The 19656-nt window shown below is 28.9% G+C and carries 18 protein-coding genes; 10 read left to right on the top strand and 8 right to left on the bottom strand.

Translation table 11 applies throughout. The features are described from left to right. Positions 1–78 precede the first annotated feature (78 nt). Entirely contained in the window at positions 79–267 is a 189-nt protein-coding gene (locus tag CRU93_RS11770) for a hypothetical protein (protein ID WP_129104399.1), read from the bottom strand. A gap of 207 nt (positions 268–474) precedes the next feature. On the opposite strand from CRU93_RS11770, the gene CRU93_RS11765 reads away from it, so the two are divergent. Genes CRU93_RS11765 through carA form a run of 5 tightly spaced genes read left to right on the top strand, consistent with a single transcriptional unit; the run spans position 475 to position 5366 of the window. Then, positions 475–1581 (top strand): alanine--glyoxylate aminotransferase family protein, encoded by a 1107-nt coding sequence (locus tag CRU93_RS11765; RefSeq protein WP_129104398.1) that lies wholly within the window; start codon positions 475–477, stop codon positions 1579–1581. Positions 1582–1583: 2 nt separating this feature from the next. Beyond that, a complete protein-coding gene (locus CRU93_RS11760) occupies positions 1584–2429 on the top strand; it encodes an ATP phosphoribosyltransferase regulatory subunit (RefSeq protein WP_129104397.1) in 846 nt (281 codons plus the stop codon). Between the two features lie 5 nt (positions 2430–2434). Then, positions 2435–3685: an adenylosuccinate synthase gene (locus CRU93_RS11755; RefSeq protein ID WP_129104396.1), complete on the top strand. Its 1251-nt coding sequence runs from the start codon at positions 2435–2437 to the stop codon at positions 3683–3685. Positions 3686–3688: 3 nt separating this feature from the next. Beyond that, positions 3689–4240, top strand: coding sequence for a DUF507 family protein (locus CRU93_RS11750; RefSeq protein WP_129104395.1), 552 nt, complete (start codon positions 3689–3691; stop codon positions 4238–4240). 1 nt (position 4241) lies between these two features. Then, positions 4242–5366, top strand: coding sequence for a glutamine-hydrolyzing carbamoyl-phosphate synthase small subunit (gene carA / locus CRU93_RS11745; RefSeq protein ID WP_129104394.1), 1125 nt, complete (start codon positions 4242–4244; stop codon positions 5364–5366). A gap of 24 nt (positions 5367–5390) precedes the next feature. Here carA and CRU93_RS11740 read toward each other — a convergent pair whose 3' ends face one another. From CRU93_RS11740 to CRU93_RS11725, 4 genes are all read right to left on the bottom strand, one after another. Next, positions 5391–5867, bottom strand: a complete 477-nt coding sequence (locus CRU93_RS11740; protein WP_129104393.1) for a phosphatidylglycerophosphatase A — start codon at positions 5865–5867, stop codon at positions 5391–5393. Positions 5868–5870: 3 nt separating this feature from the next. Continuing rightward, positions 5871–6758, bottom strand: a complete 888-nt coding sequence (locus tag CRU93_RS11735) for a response regulator (RefSeq protein ID WP_129104392.1) — start codon at positions 6756–6758, stop codon at positions 5871–5873. Beyond that, positions 6755–7882 (bottom strand): bifunctional 2-C-methyl-D-erythritol 4-phosphate cytidylyltransferase/2-C-methyl-D-erythritol 2,4-cyclodiphosphate synthase, encoded by a 1128-nt coding sequence (locus CRU93_RS11730; protein WP_129104391.1) that lies wholly within the window; start codon positions 7880–7882, stop codon positions 6755–6757. The genes CRU93_RS11735 and CRU93_RS11730 overlap by 4 nt, the downstream gene beginning before the upstream one ends. A 66-nt stretch (positions 7883–7948) precedes the next feature. Further along, complete coding sequence (locus tag CRU93_RS11725) at positions 7949–8758, bottom strand: HDOD domain-containing protein (RefSeq protein ID WP_258238914.1); 810 nt, start codon at positions 8756–8758, stop codon at positions 7949–7951. A 180-nt stretch (positions 8759–8938) separates the two neighbouring features. Between CRU93_RS11725 and thiC the strand changes: the two genes are divergently transcribed. From thiC to CRU93_RS11710, 3 genes are all read left to right on the top strand, one after another. Beyond that, positions 8939–10288 (top strand): phosphomethylpyrimidine synthase ThiC, encoded by a 1350-nt coding sequence (gene thiC / locus CRU93_RS11720; RefSeq protein ID WP_129104389.1) that lies wholly within the window; start codon positions 8939–8941, stop codon positions 10286–10288. A 174-nt stretch (positions 10289–10462) separates the two neighbouring features. Further along, entirely contained in the window at positions 10463–11617 is a 1155-nt protein-coding gene (locus tag CRU93_RS11715; protein WP_129104388.1) for an Mrp/NBP35 family ATP-binding protein, read from the top strand. An 84-nt stretch (positions 11618–11701) separates the two neighbouring features. Further along, positions 11702–12046, top strand: a complete 345-nt coding sequence (locus CRU93_RS11710; protein WP_129104387.1) for a nucleotide pyrophosphohydrolase — start codon at positions 11702–11704, stop codon at positions 12044–12046. Between the two features lie 202 nt (positions 12047–12248). Here the strand turns inward: CRU93_RS11710 and hisIE are convergent, their stop codons facing one another. The 3 genes from hisIE to CRU93_RS11695 all read right to left on the bottom strand — a co-directional run bounded on the left by hisIE (position 12249) and on the right by CRU93_RS11695 (position 15009). Continuing rightward, positions 12249–12932, bottom strand: coding sequence for a bifunctional phosphoribosyl-AMP cyclohydrolase/phosphoribosyl-ATP diphosphatase HisIE (hisIE, locus tag CRU93_RS11705; RefSeq protein ID WP_129104386.1), 684 nt, complete (start codon positions 12930–12932; stop codon positions 12249–12251). Between the two features lie 68 nt (positions 12933–13000). Further along, entirely contained in the window at positions 13001–14074 is a 1074-nt protein-coding gene (locus tag CRU93_RS11700) for an SPFH domain-containing protein (RefSeq protein ID WP_129104385.1), read from the bottom strand. Positions 14075–14088: 14 nt separating this feature from the next. Then, positions 14089–15009, bottom strand: a complete 921-nt coding sequence (locus tag CRU93_RS11695; protein WP_129104384.1) for a branched-chain amino acid transaminase — start codon at positions 15007–15009, stop codon at positions 14089–14091. Positions 15010–15127: 118 nt separating this feature from the next. Between CRU93_RS11695 and CRU93_RS11690 the strand changes: the two genes are divergently transcribed. Both CRU93_RS11690 and metH read left to right on the top strand, forming a co-directional pair. Further along, entirely contained in the window at positions 15128–15769 is a 642-nt protein-coding gene (locus CRU93_RS11690; RefSeq protein ID WP_258238913.1) for a class I SAM-dependent methyltransferase, read from the top strand. Between the two features lie 77 nt (positions 15770–15846). After that, the gene (gene metH, locus CRU93_RS11685; RefSeq protein ID WP_129104382.1) at positions 15847–19326 is read left to right on the top strand and encodes a methionine synthase; all 3480 of its coding nucleotides are present in this window, start codon (positions 15847–15849) and stop codon (positions 19324–19326) included. The last annotated feature ends 330 nt before the right edge of the window (positions 19327–19656 follow it).

The raw sequence follows: 19656 nt of genomic DNA, 5'->3' as shown, positions 1-19656 counted from the left end.
TTTAATAAATTTTTTTTGGATTTTAATTATAAAATGAATAAAGAGGAGAAAGAAAATATCTCCTCTTTTTTAGGTTTTTTATGCAGCTTTTTTAGCAGCTTTTTTAGCAGCTTTTTTAGCTTTGCTAGGTTTAGTTAATTTTAATTTAGAAACTTTTTTAGTTACTTTTTTAGCAACTTTTTTTATATCTTTTTTCTTGTTTGCTACCTTTTTAGCAGCTTTTTTAGCTATTTTAGCAACTTTTTTTTCTTTTAATTCTTTAGCCATGTCCCATTCCTCTATTTATTTATATTTTATATAAAAAAGTTATATAATATGGTGATTATATATAAAGAAAATGTGAATGTCAATACTTTGTAATTAAATTTACAAAAAAATGTGAATTTGTTACAATAAAACACTTAACCTCTTCATAATAAAAAATTAGATAACATATTGAGTTTTACATGAAATAGATATGTTTAAGGATAAGAAATGTTATTAACACCAGGTCCAACTCCTGTACCAGAGTTTGTTAGAAAAGCAATGGCAGATGTAACTATACATCACAGAACTCCTGAATTTGAACAGATTTTTAAAGAAACAAGAGAATTACTATTTGAATTATTCCAAATGGATGAGGTAGTAATGCTTGCATCAAGTGGTTCTGGCGCAATGGAAGCTTGTGTAACAAACTTAACTCACAAAAAAGCATTAACTGTTAATTCAGGAAAGTTTGGTGAGAGATTTGGAAAAATTTGTAAAGCCTTTGATATTGACTATACTGAAATAAAAAATGAGTGGAATACACCAGTAAGTGTTGAAGCAATAGTTGAAGCTGTTAAAAATGATAATGAAATTGATGCTATATTTATTCAACTATGTGAAAGTGCTGGAGGATTAAGACATCCAGTAGAAGACATAGCAAGAGAAGTTAAAAAAATTAATAAAAACATTATGATTGTTGCAGATGGAATTACAGCAGTAGGAGTAGAAAATATTGATACTACTAATCTAGATGCAGTAATTACAGGAAGTCAAAAGGCATTAATGTTACCACCAGGTTTAGCTATAATTGGTTTCAGTAATGAAGCTGTTAATAAAATAGAAGAGAAACCAAAAGGTTTCTATTTTAATTTAGCTACAGAAATTAAAAAACAAAAAACAAATACAACTGCATGGACAGCAGCTACTACATTAATTATTGGATTAAAAGAGATTTTATCTTATATCAAAGAAAATATAGGATTTGAAAAATTATATGAAGATACTGCTAAAAGAGCTGATGCAACTAAAGAAGCTTTAAAAGCTATAGGATTTGAAATTTATCCAAAAGTTCCTGCAAAGGCAATGACTGCAGTTTATTGTGAAAAATCAAATGATATTAGAAAGATTTTAAAAGAAAAATATGATGTAAATATTGCTGGTGGTCAAGATCATCTTAAAGGCAATTTATTTAGAATTAATCATATGGGATTAGTTGAAGATTTTGAAGCAGCGTGGGTTGTAAATGCTGTTGAGTTAGCATTAGATGAATTAGGCATTAGAACTTTTGATGGAAGTGCTAATAAAGTATTTCTTTCTAAGATGTTTAAGGCATAAAAATGATTTTTGAGCATGAAATACCAAACGGAAGTAGACTTTATTTTGGCAAAAAAGCTAAACAAAAAAGAGATTTAGAAAATCAAGTAAGTAATATCTTGCATAGTCATGATTTTGAAGAGATTATTACTCCAAATTTCTCTTACTCTCAACATCAATCAATTCAAAATGCAAAAAAACTAATTAAGTTTTCAGATACAAATAATGAACAAGTATCATTAAGAGCAGACTCAACGTTAGATGTTGTAAGAATTATTACAAAAAGACTTGGAAGAACAACAAGCCATAAAAAATGGTTTTATATTCAACCAATTTTTACATATCCTTCAACTGAAGAGTATCAAATTGGATGCGAATGGATAGGTCATGATAATATTTGTGATATTATTAATCTAAATGTTGAAATATTAAAGCAATTAAATATAAATCCAGTTTTACAAATTGCAAATATAAAAATACCTAGATTGATTAGTGAAGAGTTAAATGTCGATATAGAGTTATTTAAAAATGGTGAGATTGCTCAATTATTTGAGTTAGAAAATGAGTGGTTAACAAAATTACTAGAAGTTAAAGATATTAGTGATTTAAAACAGGTTGTAAACTTAGTACCAGAAAGTATAAGACCTGAAGTTGAATGCTTAATAAATAAAGCATCAGAAATTGATTATGAAAATATTGTAATATCACCTTTATATTATGGTTCATTGAAATATTATGATGGAATATATTACAGAGTAATTGATAATAATTTAATATTAAGTAGAGGTGGAATGTATAGTAGTGAAGGATTAACTTCACTAGGATTCGCACTTTATACAGATAGTTTATTAAAAATTTTAGAGGATTAAAGATTATGAAAGCAGATTTAATAGTTGGAATTCAATGGGGAGATGAAGGGAAAGGTAAAATAGTTGATATGCTAGCCCAAAAATATGACATTGTATGTAGAAGTCAAGGTGGACACAATGCAGGTCATACGATATGGGTAGATGGTGTAAGATATGCACTACAACTTGTTCCTTCGGGAATTTTAAATCCTAATGCTATAAATGTTATAGGTAATGGTGTTGTGTTATCACCTGAAGCAATAATGAAAGAGATGTCACAATTTCAAAATCTTGAAGGAAGATTATTTATCTCTGATAAAGCACATCTAAATTTACCTTACCACTCATTAATTGATCAAGCAAAAGAGAGATTAAAAGGTGATAAAGCAATTGGAACAACAGGAAAGGGAATTGGACCAGCATATGCTGAAAAAATTTCAAGAACTGGTTTTAGAGTTGGTGAACTATTAAATCCTAGTAAACTTGCAGAAAATATTGTTGAATACTTTAAACAAAATAGAGCTATTTTTGATGTTTTAGAAATTAATACTCCAAATAAAGATGAATTAATTGCTTTATTAAATGAGTATAAAAAAGCATTAGCACCATTTATTACTAATACAACAAATTTAGTTTGGAATGCTTTAGATGAAGATAAAAAAGTACTATTAGAAGGTGCTCAAGGAACACTACTAGATATTGACCATGGTACATATCCATATGTTACAAGTTCAAGTACAGTAAGTGCAGGGGCTTGTACTGGTCTTGGACTTAGTCCAAAAGATATTGGTGTTGTTACTGGAATTGTAAAAGCTTATTGTACAAGAGTAGGAAATGGGCCATTCCCTTCTGAAGATTTCACAGAAGATGGTAAAAAAATTGCAGATATTGGAAAAGAGTTTGGTACTGTAACTGGAAGAGCTAGAAGATGTGGATGGTTTGATGCAATTGCAGTTAAACATGCAAGTAGATTAAATGGTTGTGATCAATTAGCATTAATGAAACTTGATGTTTTAGATGGATTTCCTAAAATCAAAATTTGTGTTGCATATGATTTAGATGGACAAAGAATTGATTATATGCCATCTGATTTAGAATCAGTAACACCAATCTATGAAGAATTTGATGGATGGGATAGTGTTGTTGGAATTAGAGAATTTGATAAACTTCCTTCAAATGCAAAAAAATATATAGAAAAAATTGAGGAATTAACTGGTGTAAAAGTAGGTATTATTTCAACTTCACCAGAGAGAGTAGATACAATTATAAGAGGGTAGGTTATGAGAATAAAATTACATCACACAAAATATATCGCAAGAAGAGTAGCTAGAGATTTAGTTAATTGCGATTTTGTAGAGATTAGAAAGACAAAAGAAGAAATAACTCAAGAGATTGAAAGAATTTTAGTTGAAGACATAGAAAATGAATATGACTTAGACGAAAAAGTTGCTGAAATTTTAGATGCTCAAGAAGATGAAATTGAGTTTTTACATGCAGATTATAGACAATTATTTTGGATGACTAAAAAAAGAATGGCAAATGAGTTTGGTGTAATTTTAAATAATGAAGATAGATTTTCAGATGTTGCACACCAAATTCTAGACTTCTTGTGGGAAGAGGATTATATTCATTATGATTGTTCAGATAATAAGATAAAAAATGTTATCTTTACTTCAATTGATGAATTTTTAAAAGGGTTTGAAAAAGCAGATGCTGTTGTACTTGAAAAAGTTAAAAATTATAAAAGAAAACTTATTCCAGGTACTGAAGAATATGACATTGTTTACAATAGACTTTATGAAGAAGAACTAATTAAAAAAGGGTTAATGTAATATGCAAAAAGTTTGGATATATTTAGAAAATGACGTGTTTTTAGAAGCTAACTCATTTGGTGCAACAGGTACAAGTGTTGGAGAAATTGTATTTAATACATCGTTAACAGGATACCAAGAGATAATTTCTGATCCTTCATATGCAGGACAATTTATAACTTTTACAATGCCAGAAATTGGTAATGTAGGTGTAAATGAAAATGATATGGAGAGCTCAACTTGCCATTGTAAAGGTGTAATTGTAAGAAATTATCATCATGAATATTCAAACTATAGAGCACAAGCAGATTTAGATTCATTATTAAAAGAGAATAATGTATTAGGAATTTGTGATATTGATACTAGATATTTAACTAAGATTGTAAGAGATGAAGGTGCTATGATGATGATAGCATCAACAGAGATTTATGATAAAGAAGAGTTGAAAAAATTACTAGAACAAACTCCAAGAATAGAAGATATAAATTATATTGAAGAAGTAACTACGAAAGAGCCATATATTCATAAAAATGGTGCATGGAATCATAAAAATCTTGCTTATAATAAAGCAGTAATGAGTGATAAAAAAGTTGTAGTAGTTGACTTTGGTGTAAAAAGAAATATATTAAATGAATTAGTTGAATCAGGACTTGAAGTGGAAGTTGTTCCAGCAAGTTTTAAAGCAGATGATTTAATTGCTAGATTTGAAGCTGGTGAAATTGGTGGAATATTTTTGTCAAATGGACCTGGTGATCCATTAACATTAACAAAAGAAAAAGAACAAGTTCAAAAATTAATAAATACAAATATTCCAATATTCGCGATTTGTTTAGGACACCAAATGCTATCTATTGCACATGGTTATGATACTTATAAGCTAAAATTTGGTCAACATGGAGGTAACCATCCAGTTGCAAATCCTGATACAAAAATAGTTGAAATCACTGCACAAAATCACAATTACAATGTACCAGATACAATTGTTGAAATTGCAGAAATAACGCATAAAAATCTTTTTGACAATACAATAGAGGGTGTTAAATATAAAAATAAAGAGATATTCTCTGTTCAACATCACCCAGAAGCTAGTCCTGGACCACATGAATCAAAATATATTTTTGATGAATTTGCAAAGATTGTAAAATAAGTTTTCTTATTTTACAATCAAGCTTTATAAAACATACATACTCAATAATTTAAATGTACCAGCAGCGGCAATTCCAGCAGCAATACCAGCGATAATATCATCACCCATTACTCCCCAACCACCTTTTACATTTTTATCTATTCTTCCAATAATTGAAGGCTTCCAAATATCAAATATTCTAAAGAATACAAAAGAAAGAACAGACATAATCATAATATTAGAACTATTTACTCCACAAATAGATAAGGCTATCCACATTCCTGCAAGTTCATCAATAACTATCTCTTTACTATCATGTTCATTAACTTCTTTTTCATATATATCTATTTGTTTTACTGCAATAACTGTAATTAGTAATGCAAGTAAAAATAGAGTTGATTCATGAATATATTGTAATAAAAATATTGCAAAAAGTAATGAAACAAAACTTCCTGCAGTTCCTGGTGCTTTTGGACTTAATCCACTATAACATACTGTTAAGAAAAATTTTCTCAAATTCATTCCTTATTTTTTCTTTTCTATACCAAGTTTTTTTCTTTTTTCCCATAAAGATTTTCTAGAGATACCAAGTTTTTTACTTAATTCTGTGTCTGGATATTTTGATTGAAATGATAATACCATAAGCTTAACATAATCATTAATAGTCATTATGTTATTGTTTAAAACAACTAAATCAGAATTATTAAATTCTATTTTTTTATAAGGAAAGTCTTCTTCTTTTTCTAATGAAGTCAAAATACATTTTTTATCTTCAATAAGTTTTATAAGATTATCTTTTGCATTTTTCTTTAATGTATGAAAATCTGTAAGATAATATATTCCTTTAAACGAGTTACTATTTAGCTCTTTTTGCCAGTTATCAGTGCTTAATGAAATAAACTGTACACCCATTTGCATTTTTTTAGATAAATCAAATACAAGTTTATCTGCACATTTTTGTGAATTTGTTTCAATTAGTATAGGAAATGTTGGAGGTAAAGTTGTATCTTGTAAATCTATATCTTTAAACATAAAATCTAAATATCTTCTCATTGTATATAGTTCTTGTCTTAATGCTCTACACTCTTTATAATGATAAATTTTTCTTAATAATTCATCCATTATAAATGGCTTCATAATATAATCTTTTGCACCATCTTTAATAGGGTTTGTAACTGTTTCATCTGAAATATAAGATACTAAAAGAATAATAATAGAGTCTTTGTATTTTTTTATAATACTTTTACACTGTGCACTGGGAAGAGAAGTTGATAATAATACAATATCATAGTCTTTTGTTAAACTTTCAAGGTTTGGTGATTCAACAAAATCACAACTATGCCCATCATCTAGTAACCTTGATACAACTTTTTGCGCTAAATAAATTTCACTTTCAATTATTAGTATATTCATATTTCTTTCTTCCAATCATAATATTTTAATGTTGCAATACTTTGTACTGCAACTCCCTCGCTTCTTCCAATAAAACCTAATTTTTCAGCAGTAGTTGCTTTAATATTAACAAACTGTTTTTCAATATTTAGTAAGTTTGAAATTTTAGATTTTATCTCTTGTTTATATGGATTAATTTTTGGTTTTTGTGCAATTATTGTTAAGTCAACATTTACAATTTCATATCCAACATTATTAATAAAATTGACAATATTTTCTAATAGAATTTTAGAATCAGCACCTTTATATTTTTCATCTGTATCTGGGAAAAATTCCCCAATATCTCCTGCTCCAATAGCTCCTAGTAGTGCATCAATTAATGAGTGAATAAGAACATCACCATCACTATGAGCTTTAAAACCATAATTTACATCTATATTTACACCACCTAAATACATTTTTTTATCACTTTCAAAAGGGTGTATATCAAATCCTGTTCCAGTGAAGAAATTTTTTGATGGATTAGGAAGCCCTTTTAAAATTTCTAAGTCTTGACCAAAAGTAATTTTTTTACTTTTAACACTACCTTGAATATATTTGATATTGCCATATATCGCTTTTATAGCAGAACTATCATCTGTAAATTCGATATTTGTATTTAATGCATTTTTTAAAACATTGGTATTTGAAAGTTGAGGAGTTTGTATAAGTTTTACATTGTCTCTATTAATTGTTTCTTCTTCATATATAACTGTATCTGATACATTTAAAACAGGAACGATACAATCTGCTTGAGCTTTTTCCTTTATTAAGTTATCAATGATTTTAAAAGGAACATTAACTCTTGCAACATCAGTAACCATTACATAATCACTTTCTACTTCTAAAAGAGCATTCTTTATTGATTTTTGTCGAGTATCGCCACCTTCTACATAAATAATGTCATCAGAGAAGTTTTTCATGTAATTTAATTCAAGTTTATTTGAGGTTACAATTACTTTGTCAAAAGAGTAATGTGAAGTGAGTCTTTTTGAAACATATAGCCAAATGGGATCATTATCTATACGAAGCCATTGTTTTTTAGAAGTTTGTTTAAATCTAGTTGAGTTACCAGCACAGAGAATAATTAGTGAAACATTAGACAAACTTTTTCCTCCTTGTGTAAAAAAGTTACAAATTATAGTCTAATGTAACTTATGCGAAATTTAAGCTTACTTACTAGTTTTGGCTTTCAAGTTATCAATTGCATTAATTAATGGCTCAATATCGAAGTTATATTCAATTGCTTTTTCTAATGCTTTTTGAACACTTTTATCTGAAAGTGGTGCAGTAATATCACAAGCACATTTAACAATTTCTAAAATTTGTGCTTTTTTAACATAGTCTTTTGGGCATTCTTTTAAGTCATTAACAAAACCAATAGAAAATATTAAGTCTGTACTTAGATTCCAATGTTTAAATATATTTGCAGTAATTCTTGCGCATGTATAGCCTGTAAAATTTTTTTCTGCATCTTCTGTACTATTTTTTAATAATTTTTGGAAATCTTGTATTTCATTCTCTTCACAAATTACATCAGATATGATAAATTTGCCAACTTCTTGTAAAAATGCTGCTAAAATTAAATCATCTTTTGATTCATAATCAAGAGTAGAAATCCAAGTATTTACAAGTTGTGATGATAAATTAGAAACATACATAAAATCATCAGTTGTTACATCATAAGCTTCAAGATTTGTTTTAATTAAATCTTGAACTACAGAACCAAGTGCAATTGATATGCAAAAATTCATACCCAATAGTGCAATTGCTCTATGTGTTGTATTTACTGGATCTCTAAAAGCAAAAATTGCTGAATTGGCAACTCTTAATAAAGTGGTTACTATTAAAGGGTCTTTTTCTATAATCTTAAGTAAGTCTTCTGGGTCTTTATTTGGTAACTTCCTAAATTCTTCTAACTCAATTACACTTTTTGGTAAAGGAGGAAGAGAATCTATTTTGTTAATAAGCAATTTACTCATAATTAATCCTACTTTTAAATGTTGTTATTAATCTTATATTTTATGTACTATACACAAAATTAAGTAATATATATATGAAACAAGATAACTAATCTTAATATAGCAAATTTACATTTTATAATTAAGTTTATATAAAAAAAATTTGATATAATCAAAATAAATTTTATGATAGGATTTATAATGAGAAATTGGCTTGAAACTCATAAGAATGATGAAGTAAGAACACAAATGCATTATGCAAAAAAAGGCATTATTACTCCAGATATGGAATATGTAGCTAAGGTTGAAAAAATTGAGCCTGAATTAGTTAGAAGTGAAGTTGCAAGAGGAAGATTAATTATTCCTGCAAATGTTAATCACACACACTTAAACCCAATGGCAATTGGATTAGCTTCAAGTTGTAAAATAAATGCAAATATAGGATCATCTGCATTGGCTTCAGATGTACAAACAGAAATAGAAAAAGTTGATGTATCGTTAAAATATGGTGCAGATACAATAATGGATTTAAGTACAGGTGGAGATTTAGATGAAATTAGAAAATCTATAATTAAACACTCAACAGTTCCAATTGGTACAGTACCAATTTATCAAATCTTACATGATGTTAAAGATAAAATTGAAGATTTAACAATTGAAAAAATGTTAGAAACATTAGAAAAACAAGCTCAACAAGGTGTCTCTTATTTTACAATTCATGCAGGTTTTTTACTTAGATTTATGCCACATATTGCAAAAAGAAAAATGGGAATAGTTTCAAGAGGTGGTTCATTGATGGCAGCATGGATGATGCATTATCATAGAGAAAATCCATTTTATGAAGCATTTGATGATATTTTAGAAATTTGTAGAAAATATGATGTTTCTTTATCTTTAGGTGATTCTTTAAGACCAGGATGTCTTGCAGATGCAAGTGATGAAGCACAATTAAGTGAACTTAAAATATTAGGGGAACTTACTTTAAGAGCTTGGGAAAAAGATGTACAAGTAATGATTGAAGGGCCAGGACATGTTCCATTAAATCAAATTGAAAGAAATATGAAACTTGAACGAGAATATTGTCATGAAGCACCATTTTATATTTTAGGACCACTTACAACAGATATTGCAGCTGGGTATGATCATATTTCTTCAGCAATTGGGGCAGCTGTTGGTGGATGGCATGGGGCAAGTATGCTTTGTTATGTTACTCCAAAAGAGCATTTAGGATTACCTAATGCAGAAGATGTAAGAAATGGAATTATCGCATATAAAATTGCAGCACATAGTGCAGATATTGCAAGAGGTAGAGAAGGTGCAAGAGATATTGATGATGAGATGTCAGATGCAAGATATGGATTTGATTGGAATAGACAATTTGAGTTATGCTTAGATCCAGATAGAGCAAAAGAGTACCATGATGAAACTCTACCTCAAGATGTATTTAAAGAAGCAGAGTTTTGTTCTATGTGTGGACCTAAATTTTGTTCATATAAAATTACTCAAAAAATTGTTAATGAACATAAAGATAAAATGGTAGAAGCAGTATAAAAAGAGTTTTACTCTTTTTATATAACTTTTTATTATAATAATTATATAACTTTTAATTAATAATTTTGGAAAAATAGCATAGAATTAAAATGTTAAAATGTATTGGTTTAAATTAAGACAAAGATTATCCTAATTAGATATAATACAAAAAATAATTTTAAATAAGGAATTTATATGGCAACAGTAGCAGATATAAAAAGTGCATTAGAAAATGTAAAATATCCTGGCTTTGCTAAATCAATTGTAGAATTTGGTTTTGTTAAAGACGTGCAAGTTGATGGTTCTGCCTGTAGTATTTTGCTTGATATTACTTCAAGTGCTCAAGAAGTAGAAGATCAATTAAGAAAAGATATAACAGAATCATTAAGTACATTAGTGGAAAATATAACTGTAAATATCAAAAAACCACAACCTCAAAAACAAAATAGTAATAGTGTAAGTGGTAAAAATATAGCACCACATATTAAAAACTTTGTAATGGTAAGTTCTGGTAAAGGTGGAGTTGGAAAATCAACTACTACAGTTAATTTAGCAGTAGCTGCAGCAATGCAAGGTAAAAAAGTTGGTATATTAGATGCTGATATTTATGGTCCAAATATTCCAAGAATGATGGGATTACAAGGTCAAGAAGTAGAAGTTATTGGGAATAAAGCAAAACCTTTTAACGCTTATGGTGTTGATGTTATGTCTATGGGTTCTTTAATGCAAGAGGGTCAAGCACTAATTTGGAGAGGTGCAATGATTATGAAAGCTATTGAACAACTATTAAGAGATATTTTATGGGAAGAGTTAGATATTTTATTTATTGATATGCCTCCAGGAACTGGTGATGCACAACTTACTCTAGCTCAAAGTGTACCAGTTACTTGTGGTGTTAATGTAACTACTCCTCAACATGTTGCACTTGATGATAGTAGAAGAAGTTTAGATATGTTCCAAAAACTTCATATTCCAATTGGTGGTATTATTGAAAATATGAGTGGATTTATTTGTCCTAAATGTGGTGAAGAATCTGATATCTTTGGTATGGGAACTTGTGATGCATTAGCTGAACAATATAATACACAAGTATTAGGAAACTTACCAATTGAACCTGCAATTAGAGAAGGTGGAGATGCTGGTAAACCAGTTGTATATTTCCAACCAGAATCAGAATCTGCAAAAAGATATATGCAAGCGACTCAAAAACTTATTTCTTATATTGATGAAGTAAGTGATAAAGTAGAAAATGCTTCAATTCAACCAACAACACCTCCAGGTGTTAGTGCTTGTAGTACTGCAGGTGCTGCATCAAAAGATAATAATTCAGGTGGATGTGGTTGCCACTAAATAAATTAAGTAAAGAGTTCTTCTCTTTACTTGTTTTTTAATAAATCTTTCTTATAGTATTCATATATTATTAAAAGGTAAAATATGAATATTGAAAAAATCTATCAAGATATAAAAGAGTTCTCAAAACAAAGAGATTGGGACAAACATCATAATCCAAAAAATTTAGCAATGGCATTAAGTGTAGAGACAGCTGAGTTAGTTGAAATATTTCAATGGTTAGACTTAGAAGAATCAAAATCATTAAATGGAAGTAAAAAGATACACTTAAAAGAAGAAATAGCAGATGTTGCAATATATTTACTGCGAATTTGTATGTCTTATGATATTGACTTAGAAGAGGCTATATTTGAAAAAATGAAAAAAAATGAGATTAAATATCCTCTTTATGATGAACAAGGCAATAAAATAAAATATGGTAAAAACTAATTTTTTCTTATAAAATATTTAGATTATTTTATTAATAAATAACATTCTTCTTTTTTTGCAAAAAATAATAATAAAATCTATTAAAAGAAAAAGGAGAAAATATGTTCTTAGGAAAAATTGCATTGTTAATTCTAGGTGGTTTATTTGTATTTATGGGATTAAGTTTTATAGTTAAAACATTTATTAGAAAAGAGGATTAAATTTAATCCTCTTTTCTAGAGTTTTTTTCTTCAATTCCTGATAAGCCAAATCTTCGAGCTAACTCTTGTTTTACTCTGTCAGGACTTATATTTTTACTAGCCATTGCAACTAAACAGTGATAAACTAAATCAGCTGCTTCATATACAATCTCTTCTTCATCATTGTCTTTTACTGCAAATGTAAGTTCTCCAGCTTCTTCAACTATTTTTTTTAGCATTGAATTCTCTTTGCCATTTAACAGTTTAGAAGTATAAGACTCTTTAGGATTAGCATTTTTTCTTTCACAAATTGTATGATAAAGTGTATCAATTACACCATAAGCACTAGTTGTATCAACTTCTACTTTTGTAATTTCTTCATTTGTTTCTAAGTTAGTGAAAAAACATGTTTTTCTACCTGTATGGCAAGCAACGCCTATTTGTTCTACTTTTAATAAAACAGTATCATTGTCACAATCTAAAAGAATTTCATGTACATTTTGAATATGTCCAGATGATTCACCTTTTTTCCATATTCTTTGTTTACTTCTACTAAAATAGTGCGCAACTTTTGTCTTTAATGTTAATTCTAAAGCTTCTTCATTCATGTATGCAAGCATTAAAACTTCATTTGTATTTACTTCTTGAGTAACTACTGGAATTAAATTATTCATCTTTTCCCAGTCAATTCTATCTATCATACTCATGTGGAATTTTCCTTGTCTTTTTTTAATGCAGTTTTGAAGTAATAAAATAAGAAGTTAAACTTCTTATTTTATTTATTTATAGAGCTATTTATTGCTTTGTCTTTAGTATCAACCCAAATATTTGGAGTTGAACCACCTGGTGTTAAGAAAATTTTAGCATCTTTATTAGTTTTAAGTGCTTCATTAAATTTACCTTGAACCTGAATTTGTTGCATTTTAAGTAAATTTGATGTTAAAGATAGTGCAATTTCTTTATTTGCTGCTGCTTGTGCTTTAGCTTCAATTGTTACTGCATCTGCTCTACCTTGAGCTTCAATTCTGTTTTTATCAGCTTCACCTTTTGCTAAAGCAGCTTTTTTCTCAGCTTCTTGTTTTGCTCTTTGAACTTCATATCTTACTCTTTGTGCTTCTTGATTTGCAATTTGAACTCTTTCAATTTGATCTTTGATTTTTTGTGGTAATACAATTTCTGTTAGTTGTACTGATTCAATAGAAACAGGTTTACCTTCAAGAGACTCTATTTCTTTTCTTATACCATTTTCAATCATAGTTGCAATTTCATTTCTTTTTGTAGGAAGTGTTTCTGCATTAAATCCACCTACAACATTTCTTACAATATTTCTTACAACTGGATCAACAATTTTATCTTCCCATCCAAGTCCCCAAGTCTCAATAGTCTTTGGAGCACCTTGTGCAGTAAGTCTATATTGAACTGTTAATTCAATAGAAACTGGTAATCCTCTTGCATCTAAAATGTTAATAGCAGGATATAATCTAATACTTTTATCAAATTTACCTGAATCTTCATATGTTTTATAGTTGATTAGTCTTACTTTTGTATCAACAACTGTAACTTTTTGGAAAACTGGAATATAAAGGTGAAGACCTGGATATAAAGGTGTCTCATCATATTTACCCGCAGTCGCTTTAATCCCTACTTGTCCTGATTCAATAATAACAAATGGTTTGAAAACAAATAACATTATCGCAACAATAATTATTGCATAAATAAATCCTGCTTTTTTCCCAAAGTTTTTAAAAAATTCAGGTGGTTCGAAAGGTGGTTGATAATTGCCCTTATTCCCGCCTCCAGAATTATTACCTTGTTGTCTATTTTTAAAGTAATCGTTGTCAATTGGCATATTTTTCCTTTTTATTAATTAATATATGTCAAATATTTTAAATACTTTTCATTTCTTCCAGATACAACATCAAAATATGCACTTTGAAGTTTTTCTGTAATTGGTCCTCTTGAGCCACATCCAATAATTCTGCTATCTACATCTCTAATTGGAGTAACTTCTGCAGCAGTTCCTGTGAAGAAAGCTTCATCTGCAATATATATCTCTTCTCTTGTAATTCTTCTTCTTTGAACATCATACCCAAAATCTTTGGCTAATTCAATAACTGTTGATTGAGTAATTGATTCTAATGAGTTATCATTAGGAGGAGTAATTACAACACCATCTCTTACAATAAATAAACACTCACCACTTGCTTCTGCGATATATCCATCATCATCTTTTAATAATGCTTCATCATAACCAGCTTCAACTGCTTCAAATTTTGCCATTTGAGAATTTAAATAATTTGCTGAGGCTTTTGCTTTACCCATAGTAGAAGTATTTGATGGTTTATTAAATGAACTAATTTTCACTCTAACACCATTTTTCATTCCTTCTTCACCAAGATATGCACCCCATTCCCAAGCAGAAATAGAAACATTAACAGGACACTCTTTATGGTAAATACCCATAACACCATATCCTAAATATACAAGTGGTCTAATATAAGCACCATTTGTTAATTCATTTTTTTGTAATAACTCAACTTGAGCATCTTTTAATTCTTCAAATGTAAAAGGTATATCTAAAAGTAACATTTTTGCTGAATTAAAAAGTCTTTTAGTATGTTCTTCTAATCTAAAAATAGCACATCTACCATCAGCTGTTTTATAAGCTTTTGTTCCCTCAAATATTCCATTTCCATAGTGTAATGTATGTGTCAAAACATGAACTTTTGCGTCATGCCAATCTACAAATTTTCCATCCATCCAGATGTATTTAGCTTCTGTCATTTTCTTTAATCCTGAATAAAATTTTTGTGCTTAGTGTACCTAAGATTATATTAAAGAAAAGTGAAGTTATTTTTATAGAATGATTTAAAATTATTATTTAAATTTATTTTGATATTATTTGCAAATTTATCACAGTGAAGGTCTTATTATGACGCAACAAGAGTTTTGGAATAAAAAATTCTCAAAAGAAGAGTTTTTTTATGGAGATTATGCAAACGAGTTTTTAATATCTAATAAAAATTTATTGAAAAATGCAAAAAGTTTACTTTTTTTAGGAGAAGGAGAAGGACGAAATGCAATTGAATTTGCAAAAAATGATACTTCTTTATTAGTTGATGCAATTGATGCATCGGACATTGGGCTTAATAAACTAAAAGTTCAAGCTAAAAAACTTAATTTAAATAATATTTATACTACATGTTTAGATTTAAATAATTGGGTACCACAAAAAAAATATGATGGAATTTTATCTTCTTATTTACATATGCATGAACAAGATAGAGATTTATTATTTGATAAAATTGAAGTTTCATTAGAAAAAAATGCATATTTTATGATAGAAGTGTTCTCAAAAAAACAGATTAATTATACAAGTGGTGGGCCAAAAGATTTGAGTTTATTGTATGAAAAAGATGATTTTTTAAAAAGATTTAATTCTTGTGAAAAGATTAAAATTGATGAAGAAATTATTATGTTAAATGAAGGCAATGGCCATAAAGGTGAAGCTTGTGTAATCAGAGTGATTTTAAAGAAGAAGTAGTGCTTAACTACTTCTTAACAACTAATAATATATACTTTAAGTAATTAAGAATAAAAATAATTATACTAGAGAAATAAATGATTAAAAAAATTGAAGAACTAATAAAAGAGAAAATATTAGTAATTGATGGTGCAATGGGTACTCAATTACAACTTGCAGAGATAAAAGATGAGTATTGGCAGTATAATGGTGAGAATTTAGAAGGATGTAATGAACTTTTAAATATTACTGCTCCTGAAGTAATTGAAAAGATTTATAATGCATATGCATTTGCAGATGCAAACTTAATTAGTACAAATACATTTGGTGCTATGCCTTGGGTATTAGATGAGTATAATATTGGGAAAGATGCTTATGCAATATCAAAAGCAAGTGCTAAAATAGCAAAAAAAGTATGTGATGAGTATCAAAGTGATGATAAACCAAGATTTGTTTTAGGTGCTATAGGTCCAGGGACAAAACTTCCTTCTTTAGGGCATATCGATTATGATGAGATGTATGATGGATATAAAATAGTTGCACAAGGATTAGTTGATGGAGGAGTGGATGTTTTTTTATTAGAAACTTGTCAAGATCCTCTTCAAATAAAAGCAGCACTTCATGCTTTAAATGATATTGCACCTAAAATACCTATTATGGTTTCAGTTACAATTGAACTTAGTGGTACAATGCTAATAGGAACAGATGCAACTACAATTGCTACAATTTTAGAGCCTTTTAATATATTATCTTTAGGGTTTAACTGTGGTACTGGACCAAAGCAGGTTCATAAGCATGTAAAAAGTTTAAGTGAAGTATCTAAATTTCCTATTTCTGTTCACGCAAATGCAGGGTTACCACAAAATAGAGGTGGTTACACATATTATCCAATGGGACCAAAAGAGTTTGTAGAATTAGAAGAGAAGTTTTTACAAATAGATGGAGTTGCTCTTTTAGGAGGGTGTTGTGGTACAACTCCTCAACATATTAAAGCATTAGCAGATGCTGTAAAAGGAAGAAAACCTTTATCTGCAAAAGGTAAACACGAACCATCTTTAGCTTCATTATTTAATAGTGTTCCTTTAAATCAAGAATCAACTGCTTTATTGATTGGTGAAAGAAGTAATGCTACAGGAAGTAAAGCCTTTAGAGAAATTTTAAAAGCTGAAAATTATGAAGGTACTTTAAGTGTAGGACAACAGCAAGTAAGAGCAGGTGCCCATGTAATTGACGTAAGTGTAGGTTTTGCTGGACGTGATGAAAGTAAAGATATGAATGAAGTAATATCTTTATATTCACAAAAAATTTCTTTGCCTTTGATGCCAGATTCAACACAAATTGCAGCTTTAGAAGTTGCACTAAAAAAAATTGGTGGTAGACCAATTATTAACTCAGTAAATTTAGAAGATGGAGAAGAAAAATTTGATGCAGTTTGTAAACTAGCAAAAAAATTTGGTGCAGCCTTAGTTTGTCTTGTAATTGATGAAGTGGGAATGGCAAAAACAAAAGAAAGAAAAGTAGAAGTAGCACAAAGAATATATGATTTAGCAGTAAATAGACATGGATTTAGACCAGAAGATTTGGTTTTTGATATGCTTGTATTTACTGTTGGATCTGGTGATGATGAATATAGAACAGCTGCAATTGAAACAATAGAAGCTATACGAGAGTTTCAACAACTGCATCCAAATGTAGGAACTACTCTTGGCTTATCAAATATCTCTTTTGGACTTGATGCAAAAGCAAGAATATATTTAAACTCAATGTTTTTACACCATTGTACAGAGGCTGGTCTTACAAGTGCTATTGTAAATGTAAAACATATCTTACCAATGAATAAAATATCTGATGAAGATAAACAAGCATGTAATGATTTACTTTTTAATAATCAAGAAGATGGTGATCCATTATTTAAGTTTATTGATCATTTCTCAAATTTAGAAGAGCAAGAAGAAGAGAGTGATGAAGAGTTCCAAAAACTAAAGCCAATTGAAAAAGTTAAAAAGCTACTTTTAGATGGTGATAAAGATAGAATGCTTCCTTTAGTTGAAGAGTTAAGACATGATGTGAAACCTGAGATTATAGTTAATGAATGGCTAATTGATGGAATGAAAGTAATTGGTGATTTGTTTGGAAGTGGTCAAATGCAGTTACCATTTGTTCTTCAAAGTGCAGAAACAATGAAAGCTACTGTTGATAGTTTAAATCCATATTTACCAAAAGAGGATAAAGCTAGTGAAACAGTACTAGTATTAGGAACAGTTAAAGGTGATGTTCATGATGTTGGTAAAAATCTAGTTGATATTATTTTAAGTAATAATGGATTTAAAGTTATTAACATTGGTATTAAAGCAGATATAAATGAGTTTATTATTGCTGTAAAAGAGCATAAAGCTCAAGCAATTGGAATGAGTGGATTATTAGTTAAAAGTACAGCTGTTATGAAAGATAATTTAGAAGAGTTACAAAGACAAGGAATTGATATACCAGTTTTACTTGGAGGTGCTGCACTTACAAAATCTTTTATAAATGATTTTTGTAGACCAATATATGATGGACCAATATTTTATTGTAGAGATGCTTTTGATGGTGTTGTTTCAATGCAAAGAATTGAAGAAGGTGATTTAAACAATACTGCATTGGCAGCTGATTTAATACAAGTTGCAGATACTACTTCTAAAAAAGAAGAAAAAGAAGTTGTAATTCCACCATATGAAGAGATAAAACTTCCTAAAAAAACAGAGTTCACGTTTCCTCCATATTGGGGAAGAAGCGTAAAACAAAGTAATCAAATAGATAATGAATTAGTATTTAAATGGATAAACCATAGAGTTTTATTTAGACAAAGATGGGGATATAAAAGAGCTGGACAAAAAACAGAAGATTTTATTAAACATGAAGAAGAAGTAGTAAAACCTTTATACGAAAAATTAAAAGAAGAGTTAGTAACTAAAGATGTATTCAAACCTATATCTATTATGGCATACTATCCTTGTATCTCACATGATAATAAATTATATATTTTTGATGAGAAAAAATATGGATTTCATTCTATAGAAGAAGCTCAAAATATTCCACCTTTAGAAGAAGCCATAAAAGTATTAGAATTCCCTAGACAAAGAAGAAAACCATTTAGATGTATTGCAGACTTTTTTGCAAATGATAGATTAGATGTTGTTGCATTTACTTTAGCAACAGCAGGGTTAAAAATTACATCATATGAAAGAGAGTTATATGATGCAGGTAAATTTAGCGAATATTTTCAAGTACATGGATTAGGTGTTGAATTAGCAGAAGCACTAGCTGAGGTTATACATAAACAAATTAGACTTGATCTAGATATTGTACCAAAAGAGGGACCAACATTAAACGATGTACAAATGAAACAATATGTTGGTTGTAGATATTCTCCTGGCTATGCTGCTTGTCCTGAACTTAGTCAAAATAGAGACTTTTATGATTTACTTGGTCCTGAAGAGTTTGGAATTACTCTTAGTGAAACTTTTCAAATGGATCCAGAACAAACAACTTGTGCTATTGTTGTTCATCACCCAGAGGCAAATTACTACAACGTATAACTACACAATAATAAGATAAGTAGATTCTCTACTTATCTTTCATTAATACTATATATCCTCCAATAAAATTCAAACCCACAAAAATACTTTAAAACAACCCCAAACAAAAAAAATATCAAAAAGAAAAAGAGAGAAAACGAAAAGCAAAAGAAGGCAATAAAAAGCGGAGAAAAGCAATAAAAATAGCAAAGGAATGATAGTAAAAAGAGGGAGAGTATAAAGAATTAAAAAATTTAAGTTAATATTAAGGTGTAAGTGTTGACAAAAGTAAAAAAAGATACTATAATTCCCGTCCAAATTCGCTGAGGCCGAAAGGAATAAGTGAGAGTT

It is taken from the genome of Arcobacter sp. CECT 8985 (assembly GCF_004116495.1).
GTDB lineage: Bacteria > Campylobacterota > Campylobacteria > Campylobacterales > Arcobacteraceae > Malaciobacter.
The sequence above is the reverse complement of the archived record's forward strand: the minus strand, read 5'-3'. Positions and strand labels throughout refer to the sequence as shown.

Coding starts and splice junctions, on each gene's coding strand:
- CRU93_RS11770 (WP_129104399.1), bottom strand. CDS start 267: ATGGCTAAAGAATTAAAAGAAAAAAAAGTTGCTAAAATAGCTAAAAAA.
- CRU93_RS11765 (WP_129104398.1), top strand. CDS start 475: ATGTTATTAACACCAGGTCCAACTCCTGTACCAGAGTTTGTTAGAAAA.
- CRU93_RS11760 (WP_129104397.1), top strand. CDS start 1,584: ATGATTTTTGAGCATGAAATACCAAACGGAAGTAGACTTTATTTTGGC.
- CRU93_RS11755 (WP_129104396.1), top strand. CDS start 2,435: ATGAAAGCAGATTTAATAGTTGGAATTCAATGGGGAGATGAAGGGAAA.
- CRU93_RS11750 (WP_129104395.1), top strand. CDS start 3,689: ATGAGAATAAAATTACATCACACAAAATATATCGCAAGAAGAGTAGCT.
- carA (WP_129104394.1), top strand. CDS start 4,242: ATGCAAAAAGTTTGGATATATTTAGAAAATGACGTGTTTTTAGAAGCT.
- CRU93_RS11740 (WP_129104393.1), bottom strand. CDS start 5,867: ATGAATTTGAGAAAATTTTTCTTAACAGTATGTTATAGTGGATTAAGT.
- CRU93_RS11735 (WP_129104392.1), bottom strand. CDS start 6,758: ATGAATATACTAATAATTGAAAGTGAAATTTATTTAGCGCAAAAAGTT.
- CRU93_RS11725 (WP_258238914.1), bottom strand. CDS start 8,758: ATGAGTAAATTGCTTATTAACAAAATAGATTCTCTTCCTCCTTTACCA.
- thiC (WP_129104389.1), top strand. CDS start 8,939: ATGAGAAATTGGCTTGAAACTCATAAGAATGATGAAGTAAGAACACAA.
- CRU93_RS11715 (WP_129104388.1), top strand. CDS start 10,463: ATGGCAACAGTAGCAGATATAAAAAGTGCATTAGAAAATGTAAAATAT.
- CRU93_RS11710 (WP_129104387.1), top strand. CDS start 11,702: ATGAATATTGAAAAAATCTATCAAGATATAAAAGAGTTCTCAAAACAA.
- hisIE (WP_129104386.1), bottom strand. CDS start 12,932: ATGAGTATGATAGATAGAATTGACTGGGAAAAGATGAATAATTTAATT.
- CRU93_RS11700 (WP_129104385.1), bottom strand. CDS start 14,074: ATGCCAATTGACAACGATTACTTTAAAAATAGACAACAAGGTAATAAT.
- CRU93_RS11695 (WP_129104384.1), bottom strand. CDS start 15,009: ATGACAGAAGCTAAATACATCTGGATGGATGGAAAATTTGTAGATTGG.
- metH (WP_129104382.1), top strand. CDS start 15,847: ATGATTAAAAAAATTGAAGAACTAATAAAAGAGAAAATATTAGTAATT.